We start from the raw sequence: 12903 nt of genomic DNA, 5'->3' as shown, positions 1-12903 counted from the left end.
CACCGGTGGAGACGCGGCCCTCGTCGGCGGCACGGCCGGCGCCCGGAGTGCGGGCGCGCAGCGCGAAGCCGTCGACCCGGCACACCACCCGGCCGCCCTCGTCGGTCAGCGTCAGGTCGAACACCTGCACTCCGGCGGCCGAGCGCACCCGGACGGCGTGCACCAGGCAGCGGTCGGGCAGCGCGTCCAGCAGCCGTATCTCCTCCACGGAGAAGGGCAGATAGGGCACCGGCCGCCCGTCCTCGGCGCGGGCCGCCGCGGTGTCCACGATCCAGCCGACGACCTGGAGCGCGCCGTCCAGCAGCGCGGGCTCGAAGCGGTAGCCGGCGGTGTCGGTGCGCCGGGGCGCGGGCAGTTCGAGAGTGGCCAGCGCCTCGTCGGCGGAGTGCCGCACCTCCTGGACCGCGCGCAGGCTCGGCCCGTAGTCGAACCCGAGCGCCCCGAACCGGTCGTAGCACTCCTGGCGGGTGCGCACGGTGTCGCAGCGGGCCCGCACAGCGGCCACATCCACCCCGGGCTGCGGCGCCGGGGCGCCGGGGCGCAGCACCCCGCCGGCGTGCCGCACCGCGCCGCCGCCCGGCGCGTCCTCGTTCCCTTCGTGGTTCCCTTCGCCGTTCCCGTCCCCGGTGGAGACGACCTCGAACGGCACGCCCCCGTCGTCCGCGATGCTCTCGTCCAGCCGGACCCGCAGCCGCAGTCCGCCCGGTCCCGGGCGCACGGGGCTGCCCCACACCAGGCCGCCGATGGCGTGCACCGGCCCCCGGCCGGAGAGTTCGCCCGCCAGCCGGGCCAGCTCCAGGTGGACGACACCGGGCAGCACGGGCTCTCCCCCGACCTGGTGGTCGGCGAGGTAGAAGGCGTCCGGCAGCAGATGCTTCTCGAAGGCCGGGCCGTCCGCGGTGGAGACCTCCGTGTCCAGCAGGGTCGGGTGCAGCGGCGCGGGGTGCGGCTTCCCCGGCGCGGGTGCCGCGGCGGACGCCCAGTGCCGGACGCGCTCGAACGGATATGTGGGCAGCGGCACGCGCTGTCCCCCTTCCGCGCAGGTCAGATCGGCCGGGCCGGCTTCGACCCAGCGGCGGGCACGGTCGGGCAGGGTGCCGGTGGTGGGGTCCGGGGGTGCGGCCGGGGCGGCTGCCGCCGCCCGCCTGCCGCGCTTGCGGGCGCGGCCGCGCACCAGCCCGGCTCGCTCCTCGCCGTCGGCGAGGGCCCGCAGCGCCCCGATCAGCTCCGCGCGGTCCGCGGCGACGGCGACGGCGCGCTCGGCCATCTCCTCGCGTCCGGTCAGCAGGGTGTGCGCGATGTCGAGGAGCCGCACGTCCGCGGCGTCCGGGCGCTCCAGGTACGCGGCGAGCGCGCGGGCCCGGCCGGCGAGCGCATCCGCGGTGCGCGCCGACAGCGGGAACGCCAGCGGTCCGGTGGTCCCGGGTGCCGGTGCGTGGCGCCCGGCCGGTTCCTGGAGGACGAGGTGGGCGTTGGCGCCGCCCACGCCGAACGAGCTGAGCCCGGCGATCCGCGGCCGCCCGGCCCGCCGCGGCCACGGCGTCGGGGTGTCGAGCACCCGGAACGGCCCGCCGTCCAGCTCCAGATACGGGTTCTGCTCCGTGTAGTGCAGGTTGCCGGGGAGCAGTTCGTGCCGCATGGCCAGGACGACCTTGAACAGCCCGGCCATGCCCGCCGCGGTCTCCAGGTGGCCGATGTTCGACTTGACGGAGCCGATGCGGCAGTACGGCTCGGCGGGCAGCGGTGCGCCGCGCCGCCGGGCGAGCTCCGCGAACGCCGCGCGCATGCCCGACACCTCGACGGGGTCGCCCAGTTCGGTGCCCGTGCCGTGCGCCTCCAGGTAGTCCACCTCGGCGGGGTCGACACCGGCGGCGGTGTAGGCGTCCACCAGCAGGGCGCTCTGCGCCTCGGTGTTGGGCGCGGTCAGCGACGAGCTGAGCCCGCCGTGGTTGGTCGCGATCCCCTTGAGCACGGCGTGCACGACGTCTCCGCGGCGCTCGGCCTCGGCGCGGTCGCGCAGCACGACCACGCCGACGCCCTCGCCGCGCACATAGCCGTCGGCGCCGCTGTCGAAGGTCTTGCAGCGGCCGTCCTCGCTGAGCATCCGGCCGTCGGCCATCGCGGGGTACACCTCGGGCGACAGCAGCAGGTTCACCCCGCCCGCTACGGCCAGGTCGCAGGCGCCGGTCCGCAGCGCGGCGGCCGCCTGCGCGACCGCGGTCAGCGAGGAGGAGCACGCCGTGTCGACGGCCACGCTGGGGCCGCGGAAGTCGAAGAAGTAGGAGACCCGGTTGGGCACCAGGGACTGGGCCACGCCGGTCCCCGCGTGTCCTTCGAGGTGCCGTCCGCCGTCCCGCTGGAGCTGCGCGTACTCCACGCCGGAGACGCCGATGAACACGCCGACCCGGGTTCCCGCGAGCGCGGAGGGCCGCAGCCCGGCGTCCTCCAGCGCGGTCCACACCGCCTCCAGCACCAGCCGCTGCTGCGGGTCCATCAGTTCGGCCTCGCGCGGTGAGATCCCGAAGAACGCCGCGTCGAACCGGTCGACGTCGTCGAGGTAGCCGCCCCAGCGGGCGGCCCGGCCGGTCCGCTCGCCGTGTGCGCGGCCCAGTGCGCGCCAGTCCCACCGGTCGGCGGGGGTCTCGCTGATCAGGTCGTCCCCGGCGGCCAGGTGCCGCCAGAACGCGTCCAGGTCGGGCGAGCCGGGCAGCCGCCCGGCCATGCCGATCACCGCGGTCTCCGCCGCCCGGTGCGCGTCCGGCGCGGCGGCCCCGGAGAGCTCCGCCGGGTGCCGCGCGGGCTGTTCGGGTCCGGCCGCGGCGAAGACGTCGGGGTGGGTCTCCAGCAGGTGCGCGGCGGCGGCCCGCGGGGTGGGGTGCGTGAAGAACGCGGGCGGCGCCAGCTCCACCCCCCAGGTGCGCCGGATGCGGACGCTCAGCTCGGTCAGCCGCACCGAGTCCACACCCAGCGCGCCGAACCGGTCGGTGACCTCCACCTCGTCGGCGGGGACGCCGAGCAGCTCGGCGACGAGGTCGGCGAGCTGCCCGGCGAGCGCCTCGACGGCTGCGGCCGGGGTGTCGCCGTCCGCCGGTGCGGAGGACGCCGGCCCTGCCGGTGCCGCGGGGTCCTGCCGCGCCCTGGACGGGCGGGGCAGCGCGGCCAGCCGGCCGCGGTCGAGCTTGTCGTTGGCGGTTCTGGGCAGTTCGGCCAGCTCGATCAGTTCGTCCGGAACCATGTAGTCCGGCAACCGGGTGCCCAGGTCCGCGCGTTCGGGGCGCGGCCCGCCGGGCGCCGGGGTGTAGAAGCAGCGCAGTACCGCGGCCCCCGCACCGGTCCGGGCCAGGACGACGGCCGCGTCGGCCACCCCCGGCAGCTCCCGCGCCGCCTGCTCGATCTCGCCGGGCTCGACGCGGTGGCCGCGGATCTTGAGCTGGGCGTCGATCCGTCCGAGGTACTCCAGCATCCCGTCGGCGGTGCGCCGCACCAGGTCGCCGGTGCGGTAGAGCAGCGGCGCGGTCTGCGGGTCGACCGGGTTGGCCACGAACCGCTCGGCGGTCAGCTCCGGCCGGCCCAGATAGCCGGCTGCCAGCCCGTCGCCGCCGATGTGCAGTTCGGCGGGGACTCCGGCGGGCACCGCACGCCCCGCGCCGTCCAGCAGCCGCAGGACGGTGTTGGCGACGGGCCGGCCCAGGGTGATCGGTTCGCCGTCCCGGACCCGGGCCACAGAGGACCAGATGGTGGTCTCGGTGGGGCCGTAGAGGTTCCACACCTCGGCGGTACGGGCCAGCAGCGCGCGGGCCGTCTCCCGGTCCAGTGCCTCGCCGCCGCAGAACGCGCGCAGCCCGCGGCCGCCGTCCCATCCCGCGGCCACCAGCATCCGCCAGGTCGCCGGGGTCGCCTGCATGACCGTCGCACCGCCGGCTTCCAGCGTCCGCCGCAGCGCGAGGCCGTTCCGGGTGACGGCCGACGGCGCGATCTCCACGCTGCCGCCGGTGACCAGCGGCAGGAAGAGTTCCAGCGCCGCGATGTCGAACGAGACGGTGGTGACGGCCAGGATCCGGTCGCGGTCGGTGAAGCCGGGCTCGTGCCGCATCGACCACAGCAGGTTGACCAGCGCCCGGTGCCCGACCCGCACCCCCTTGGGGCGCCCGGTGGAGCCGGAGGTGTAGATGACATACGCGTCGTCGTCGGGGCCGGGGCCCGCGTCGGGCGCCGCCGCCGCGGACAAGCCGGACGGATCGGTCCCGTCGGACGGGGCGTCGTGCGGGTCGGAGTCGAGCCGCAGCACGGGCGCGTCGACGCCGTCGGCCGCCTCGCTCGTCCCCCGCTGGGCGACCACCAGCCGGACGGCCGCGTCGTCGGTCATGTGCCGCAGCCGCTCGGCCGGGTAGCCGGGGTCCAGGGGGACGTAGGCGGCGCCGGAGGCCAGCACGCCGAGCAGCGCGGCCACCAGGTCGGGGCCCCGGTCCAGGAGGACGGCGACGGTGTCGCCGCGCCGCACCCCGCGGGAGCGCAGCCGGACCGCCAGCGCCGAGGCCCGGGTGTGCAGTTCGCGGTAGCCGACTTCCTCTCCCCCGCAGACCACAGCGGTCCGGTCGGGGTGCAGTGCGGCCTGCTCGGCGACCAGGTCGACGACCGTGTGTTCGTGCGGGTAGTCGCGGCGCGCGGCCCGCCGCTCGGCGGCGGCCAGCTCCCGCTCGGCGGCGGTGCGCGGGTCCAGGTCCGCGAGCGGGCGGCCGGGGTCGGCCAGGCATCCGGCCAGCAGGGTGCGGAACCGCTCGGCGAAGTCGTCCACCGTGGCCCGGTCGAAGAGCTGCGGGTCGTACTTGAGCGTCAGTTTGCAGCCGTCGGCCGACCGCACCACGTCCGCGGTCAGCTCGAACTCGCCCTCCTGGTGTACGCCGTCCACCAGCCCGCGCACCAGGGCGGGTCCGGAGCGCTCCGCGAGCCAGTTCTGGAAGTAGAACGCGGTGCTGACCAGCGGCCCGCCGTGGTCCTCGGCGATGCGGAGGAACGGGTGGTCGCCGTGCTCGACCGCGTCCAGCGTCTCGGCCCGCACCTGGCGCAGCAGGGTGCCGAAGGTGTCCCGGGGGCCGGGCTCCACGGTGACCGGGACGAGGTTCACGAAGTAGCCGACGGTGCCCGCGAACCGTCCCTCGGGCCGCCCGGCGACCGGGGTGCCGACGGTGATCCGGCGCTGTTCGACGTGCCGGTCGAGCATCGCGATCCAGGCGGTGAACAGCACCGCGAACAGCGACACTCCCGCCTCGGCCGAGTACCGCTCGGCAGCTGCGATCAGCTCAGCGTCCAGCTGGTGCTCGGTGCTGGCCCCGTCCAGCGAAGGGGCCTCGGTACGCGGCCGGTCGGTCGGCAGCCGGAGCAGTTCGGCTCCCGCCGTCCGCTCGCGCCAGAAATCCCGCAGCCGGTCACCGCCCGGCCCGGCGAGCATGCCGCGCTGCCAGTCCGCGAAGTCGGCGTAGTCGGCCGCCGGTTGCGGCTGTGGGACGGGGCGGCCGTCGCGCAGGGCCAGGTAGGCGTCGGTGAGCTCGTCGAGCAGGACGGATATGGAGGTTCCGTCGAACACCGCATGGTGCAGGGTGAGCAGCAGCGCGTGCCGCCCGTCGGGGACGGTGTGCACCTCGGCCCGCAGCAGCGGCCCCTCGGCCAGGTCGAACGGCTCCCGCACCCGGGCGCGCAGCCGACGGGCCGGCGCGTCCGCCTCGGCGGCGGGTACCCGCTCGTGGCTGAAGGCGAACGCGGCCTCCGGGCGCACGATCTGCACCGGGGTGCCGTCCTCGTCCGCGAGCACCGTGCGCAGCGCGGGGTGCCGCGCCACCACGATCTCCAGCGCCGCGCGCAGGGTCGCGAGGTCGGTGTCCGCGTCCAGCCACACCGCCACGGGCAGGTTGTAGGCCGCGTTGCCGGGCGCGGTCTGCTCGATCACCCACAGCGCCCGCTGCCCCTCGGACACGGCGCGCCGCTCCTCGCCGCCGCGGGGCGCGACCGGAGCCGGTGCGGAGCCGGGCGCGGCCGGCGGTTCCTGGTCCGGTGCCGGGGCGGATGCTGCGGACGGGGCCGGGGCTGGTTCGGGGTTCGGCGCCGGCTCCGGAACCGCCGCCGGTTCCCGGGGCGCGGCGTCGGACGGCTCGGCGGAGGAGCCGGAGGGCGGGGTTCCGGCAGGCAGGACGCCCGCCTCGGACAGGTGGGCCGCCAGGCGGCGCAGGGTGGTGTGCTCCAGGATGTCGACCAGCCGCACCTCGGCGCCGTAGGTCTCGGCGATCCCGGTGACGACCTGCATCCCGGTGAGGGAGTCGAACCCGTACTCGGCGAGCGGGCGGTCCGGGTCGATGTGCTCGTCCAGCTTGAGCCGGCCCTCCACCAGTGCCCGCAGGCCGGCGGGCACCTCGTCGGTGCTGGCGGCCGCGGGGTTCGTCCTGGGCCGGGCCGGTGCCGGCATGGAGACCGGGCCGGTGCCCGCCTCGGCGACCAGCACGGTCTGTCCCAGGTCCGGGCCGCCGGAGGCGGCGGCCACCTCGGCGAATCCGGCCTCGCGCAGCAGCCGGGTCCAGGTGGCGGGCTCGGCCAGCGGCGAGTCGGGGATCCGCACCCCGCCGTCGCGGAAGGACCACCAGCCGTCCAGCACACCGCCTGCCACGGTGACCGAACCGCGGGGCTCGGTGAGTTCGTTGAGCACGAGCCATCCGCCGGGACGCAGCAGCGAGCGCACCGAGCGGAGCGTCTCGGCCAGGTCGGGCGTGGCGTGCACGACGTTGGTCGCCACGACCACGTCGTGGCCGCCGGGCGTGAAGCCCTGCTGCGCGGCGTCGGCGCGCAGATCCAGCAGGCGGAAGCCCAGGTGCGGACGGTGCGCGCCGAACCGGGTGCGACCGTGCTCCAGGAACCGCGGCGAGACGTCGGTGTAGACGTACTCGACCCGGGCGGCCTCGGCGTCCAGCGCGGGCAGCACTCGCTCGGTGGTCGCGCCGGTCCCGGCGCCCAGTTCGACGACGGACACCTTCTCGCCCGGCGTCAGGTGCGGCAGCCGGGCGCGCAGCCGCTCGGCGACCGCTTCCCGCACCAGGTCGTTGTAGTGGTCGGTGAGCGGGTTGCCCTGGTAGAAGCCGACGGCCAGGTCGAGCGAGGCGTCGGGGAAGAGGATCTCGGTCGCGTTGGCCCGGCCGCGCAGCACCTCGGGGTAGGCGGCGAGGAACCGCTGGACCGGGAGGATCGTTGAGGCGACCTCGGGGTGCTCGGCGCGCAGCCGGTCGAGCGCGGCGTCGATCCCGGCGCTGTCCCAGGCGTCCGCCGTGGCACCGAAGGCGGGCAGCGCCCGCACCGAGGAGCCCTCCTCGGCCAGATAGCCGGCCCGCACCAGCAGGGTGAGCAGCGCGTCGGTCTGCCGGACGTGCGCAGGCACGATGCCGAGCCGCTCCGCCAGCTCGGCGCGGGCGACCGGCTCGTCCGTGCCGAACGCGCCCATCCGGCGCAGCGCGACGACCAGACCGCGGGCGACGAGGGGTTCCAGCGCCGCGTAGGCGGCCCGTACCCGGTCGACACCGGCGCGGTTCCGCGGTGCGGCGTCGAGCAGGCTGCGGACGGCCGCGAGCCCGCCGCCCCCGGACACCGGGACGCCGGTGCCGGACGACGAGCGGGCGTCGGAGGCGCCGGACTGGTGCGGGATGCCGCCCGGTGCTTCCGCACGGCCCGTGACCGTCGCCGGGCCGGCGCTGCCCGCCGGGCCGGCCGTCCCCGCGGGGTCCGCCGCGTCCGCGGTCTCCGCGGTGTCCGCCAGCGCGGCCAGTGCGCCGGGTTCGGCGCGGATCACCATGACCTGCGGCTCGGATCCGGCCAGTACGCCGGCGAGTTCCGCGAGGCCCTCGTCCGGGGCGAGCTCGCCGATGCCCAGCGCGCGGAAGATCGCGGGCAGTCCGGCCCGGGCTCCGGAGCCGACCGCGCCCCAGTAGCCCCAGTTGACGACGCGCACCGGGTAGCGGCGGGTGGCGTCCAGGTACCGGCCCAGCGCGTCCTGGCAGGCCGAGGCCGCGGTGTAGCCGCTGTTGCCGGAGCTGGAGCCGAACGACCCGGTGGAGGAGAACAGCACCAGGAAGTCGGGGTCCGCGGCGGCGGCCGCCGCGTCGAGGGCGAGGGTGCCGTCGGCCTTGGCGGCGAGCGCGGAACGGAACTCCGCGCGGGTGAGTTCGGCCATCGGCCGGTCGTCGAAGGTCATCGCGAGGTGGAACACCCCGTGCACGGCGCCGAACCGGTCCCTGACCCGGTCGAACGCGGCAGCAACAGCCGCGGGGTCGGAGACGTCGGCGCGCAACTGCACCAGCTCGCCGCCGTGCCGCCGGGCCCGCTCCCGCTCCGCGTGGTGCGCGGGGCCGGGTTCGGTGCGGCCGAGCACGACGACGGTGGCCCGGAACCGTTCGGTGAGGTGCCGGGTGAGCAGGGTGCCGATGCCGCCGGTCCCCCCGGCGAGCACGTACACCCCGCCCTCCCGGTAGGGCGGCGCGGCGGTGCCGGAGGCCGGGACCAGGGTGCGCGTGTACCGGTGCCCGGAGCGCACCGCGACGGCCCGGCCCTTGGGGTGCGGGCGCTCCGCGAGGACCGCGGCGGCCCGGTCGGCGACCGGATCGAGGCGGCCGACGTCCACGCAGACCACCCGGGTGTCGGGGAACTCGGCGGAGGCGACCTGCGCCAGCCCGTGCAGCGCGGCCCCCATCGGGTTGTCGCCGGGGCCGCCGGCGACGGGGTGCACGTCCGAGGTGACCACGCGCAGCTCGTGCGCCCGCACCCGGGTCAGTACGTCGAACAGCGAGGCCGCGCCCCGCTCCAGGTCGGCAGCGCCGGGAGGTTCCGCGCCGTCGCGCACCCCGCCGAGATGGATCACGGTCCCGGCCCGGTCCGGCAGCGGGGCGGGCAGCGGGTCCGGCTGGTCCAGCCACACGAGCCGGACGTCCCCGGCGGTCGCCGCGAGGGCGGCGGCGAGGTCCCGCGCCGCTTCGGTGGCCAGCACCAGGACGGGCCCCTCGGGCGGCGCGGCGGCGGACACCGGGCCCGCGGGCTGCCAGCGCGGCACGAACCGGCCGAGCTGATCGCGCTGTTCCGCGGCGGACCCGTCGGCGGCGGACGGCTCGGCTGCGGCCGCCGGGCCGGTTCCGGGGCGCACCGGCCCCGGGGGGAGGGCGGGTATCCAGCAGCGCTTGCGGGCGAACGGGTAGGTCGGCAGCGCGATCCGGCGGGGTGCCCGGCATCCCGCGGCGGGGCCGGGCAGCCGGCTCCAGTCCACGGTCGCTCCGCGGGCCCACAGCGCGCCCAGCGCGGCCAGGTCGGCGTCCCCCAGCGCCCGTTCCAGCTCGGCGTCGTCCCCGGCGCCCGGTCCGGCACCGTCTCCGGCCCCCGGTCCGGTGCCCGCGCCCTGCGGACCGTGCAGGGCCGCGGCCCGGTCACCGGACCAGTGCGGGCAGGCGGGTTCCCGGCCCTCGGCGGCGGCGCGCAGCGCCCGGTAGAGCGCGCCGGTGTCGGCGACCAGGAGGGCCAGCCGGACGTCCATCGGGGCGCGGCCGACCCGCAGGGTGTGGGCGATGTCGGCGAGTTCGGCCTTGGTGCGCGGCAGCTCGTCCGCCTGCCGCGCGGCCTGTGCGGCCAGTGCGGCGACGGTGCCGTCCGCGGGGGGCGCGGCGGGCAGCGGCAGCCGGTCGGCCAGCAGCCGGCGCAGCCGCGGCCATTCGGCCGCGGTCAGCCCCAGGTCGCGCAGTTCGGCGCCGGGGTCGATGTCCTCGGAGGCGACGCCGAGCACCTCGGCCACCGCGGCCGCGCAGCTGCGTTCGGCCGCGCCGTTGACGGGGTGCGGCTCGCCGTCGTCGAGGAAGTCCGCGAGCCGGCCGGCGGACTGCCGGAGCTGCTCGCCGGTGCGTGCGGAGACCACCACGAGCTGCGGGGCGCGGTCCGGGCGTTCGGCGGGCGGCGCCCCGGCTGCGGCGGCCGGCTCCGGCACGTACTCGGCCACGACGAGGTGCGCGTTGGCGCCGCCCCCGCCGAAGGAGCTGATCCCGGCCACCCGGGGCCGGGCGATGCCGCCGACGACGGGGGACGGCCACGGCTGCGCCTCGCGGGGGATGTGGAAGGGGGTGTCCCGCAGGTCGATCTCCGGGTTGAGCGGTTCGGCGTGCGGCGACGGCGCCAGGGTGCGATGCCGGAACTGGAGCAGCACCTTGGTGAGCGCGGCGATGCCCGCGGCCGACTCCAGGTGGCCGATGGTGGACTTGACCGAGCCGAGCGCGCAGCTCCCCGCGGGCAGCCCGCCGAAGACCTCGCGCAGTCCGGCGATCTCCAGCGGGTCGCCGAGCGGGGTGCCGGTGCCGTGCGCCTCCAGGCAGCCGACCTCGGCCGGGTCCACCCCGGCGCGGCGCAGCGCCTCGGAGATCACGGCGGCCTGGCTGCCGGGGTCGGGGACGGTGTAACCGCTGGTGCGTCCCCCGGCGTTGAGCGCGCTGCCGCGGATCACGCCGAGCACCCGGTCGCCGTCGGCGACCGCGGCAGCCAGCGGTTTGAGCAGCACGACTCCGACGCCCTCCCCGTCGACGAAGCCGTCGGCACCGGCCCCGAAGGCGCGGTTGTGCCGTCCGGGGGAGATCATCCGCCGGTCGGAGAGGTGCCACAGGTGGGAGGGGTGCAGGATCAGGTTGACGCCGCCCGCGAGGGCGAGCGCCGACTCGCCGCTGCGCAGGCTCTGCACGGCGAGGTGGAGGGCGGTGAGCGACGAGGAGCAGGCGGTGTCCACGGTCAGGCTGGGGCCGTGCAGGTCGAGCGTGTAGGACACCCGGTTGGCCACCGACCAGTGGTTGGAGCGCGCGTGGGTGAACACGCCCCGGGCTTCCGCCTCGCCCCCGATCCACTCGTAGTCGTTGTTCATGACCCCGGCGAACACGCCGACCGGGCCGCCGTCCCCCAGGGACCGCGGCGGGTATCCGGCGTCCTCGGCGGCGGCCCAGGCGGTCTCCAGGAACAGCCGCTCCTGGGGGTCCATGTCCTCGGCGTCGCTCGGCGAGATCTGGAACAGCAGCGGGTCGAAGGCGTCCACGTCGTCGAGGAATCCGGCCCACTTGCTGTAGCTGCGGCCGGGCCCGCCCGCCGGGTCGTAGTGGTCGGCCGCCGACCACCGGTCGGCGGGGACCTCGCGTATGCAGTCGCGTCCGGCGCGCAGGTTGTGCCAGAACTGGCCGGGGTCGTCGGCCAGCGGGTAGCGGCCCGCGACGCCGATGATCGCGACCTCGGTCGCGGGCGCGGCGGCGAGGCCGAGGTCGGCGAGGATCCGCGCGAGCAGTTCGCGGCGGTCGGCCGGGGCCTGTCCGGTGTCGGGGCGGCCGGGCTCGGACGGCGCTGTCATGCGGTATCGCCCTTCTCGTCGGTCGTGGTGGCGAGAGCGCCCAGGAGCGTGAGCATCCGGTCGACCTCGGCGTCGGACAGTCGGTCAACGGCGGCCCGCAGCGGGCCCTCCACCGGCGCGGGGACCGCTGCCGGGGCGGCGGGCCGCGGGTCCGGCCGCGGTGCGGGCGGGGGCGCGGCAGCCGGCGCGGGAGCGGCGGTGTGCGCGGCCCGGGGCGGCGCGGCGGCGGTTTCGGCCGGGGCGGGCCGTGCGGGCGCGGGCGGCTCCGGTGCTGCGGCCGCCGGGCCGCCCGCGCGGGAGTGCAGATGGTCCGCGAGCCGCCGGATCGTCGTCCGCTCGAACAGCAGCGTCGCGGGCAGCGAACCGTGGTCGGCCTCCAGTGCCTTGGTGAGTTCCAGGGCCACCAGGGAGTCGACCCCCAGGTCGGCGAAGGCCGCGTCGGGGGCGAGCCGGTCGGGGGGCAGTTCCAGTACGCGGGCGAAGACCTCGGTCACCTGCCGCTCGGTCGCCTCCCGCGACGTGCGGGCCGGTGCGGCGGACGCCTCGGCGCGGCGCGGTCCGGTGTGCTCCGTGTGATCCGCCGCTCCGGTCTGCTGCTGCGGCCCGGGCTGCTCCGGTGCTCCGGTGTGCCCCGGTGCTCCGGTATGCTGCGCGGCTCCATCGGGCGGGGCCGGGCGCGTCCGCAGCCCGTCGGCGCGGCCGACGATCAGGCGCTGGTCGGCGGGTTCGTCGGGCAGCGCCAGTTCGGCGGTGGGCGCGAATCCGGCCGCGGTCAGCGCGTCCAGCCAGCGGGGCGCGCTGAGCACGGGCGCGGCGGGCAGCCGCAGCGCGGTGTCCTCGGGCAGCCACCAGCCGCTGGTCAGACCGAAGACGAGGGTCAGATAGGCGGCGGGCCGGACGCCCTCGTCGACCACGAGCAGACCACCGGGCACCAACAGGTCCTTGACGTGGTCGAGGGTCGTCCCGATCCGCCGTGTCGCGTGCAGCACGTTGGCGGCCAGCACGACGTCGTAGCCCGCCTCGTCGTCGAACCCCTGCTCGCCGGGCGGACGTTCGATGTCGAGGACACGGAAGGAGGTGCCCTCCCGGTCGCCGAACACGCGGCGGCCGTGCCGGACGAAGGCGGACGACAGGTCGGTGAACGTGTAGTGCACCCGGTCGCCGAACGGTGCCAGCGCGGCCAGTGCGGCACGCGTGGTGGCACCGGTGCCCGCGCCGACCTCCAGGACGCGGACCGGATCGCCCGCCCGCTCCCGCGGTACGGTCCGGACCACTTCGGCCAGCAGCAGGCCCAGCAGTTCGTTGTACTGCTCCATGACGGGGTCCGCCTGGTAGAAGCGGGAGACCAGGTCGGAGGAGCCGTCGGGGAAGAGCACGTCGACCCCGTCGCGGCGGCCGGTGAGCACCTCGGGCAGCGCCCGTACGCAGCGCACCAGCAGTTCGGCGGCCGGCCGCGCACCGGGATGACCGGCCACCAGGGCAGCGGCGGCCCGGTCGGGGTCGGCGCAGGCCGC

General features: G+C 76.9%; 2 protein-coding genes (both only partly in view). Both read right to left on the bottom strand.

Annotation, left to right across the window (positions count from 1 at the left end; genetic code table 11):
• Positions 1 to 11389, bottom strand: the 5' portion of a protein-coding gene (locus ACFYMO_RS13720) for an amino acid adenylation domain-containing protein (RefSeq protein WP_388546320.1). Its footprint begins 13400 nt before the window's first position; the window shows 11389 of its 24789 coding nt (coding positions 1-11389); the start codon lies at positions 11387 to 11389; its stop codon lies beyond the left edge, outside the window.
• Positions 11386 to 12903 carry the 3' portion of an SDR family NAD(P)-dependent oxidoreductase gene (locus ACFYMO_RS13715; RefSeq protein WP_388546317.1) on the bottom strand. The gene runs 13647 nt beyond the window's last position, so the window shows 1518 of its 15165 coding nt (coding positions 13648-15165); its start codon lies off the right edge, out of view — the gene reads right to left on this strand; the stop codon is at positions 11386 to 11388. The genes ACFYMO_RS13720 and ACFYMO_RS13715 overlap by 4 nt, the downstream gene beginning before the upstream one ends.

Origin of the sequence: Streptomyces sp. NPDC007025 (assembly GCF_042869455.1) — a bacterium.
Lineage (GTDB): Bacteria > Actinomycetota > Actinomycetes > Streptomycetales > Streptomycetaceae > Streptomyces.
The sequence above is the reverse complement of the archived record's forward strand: the minus strand, read 5'-3'. Positions and strand labels throughout refer to the sequence as shown.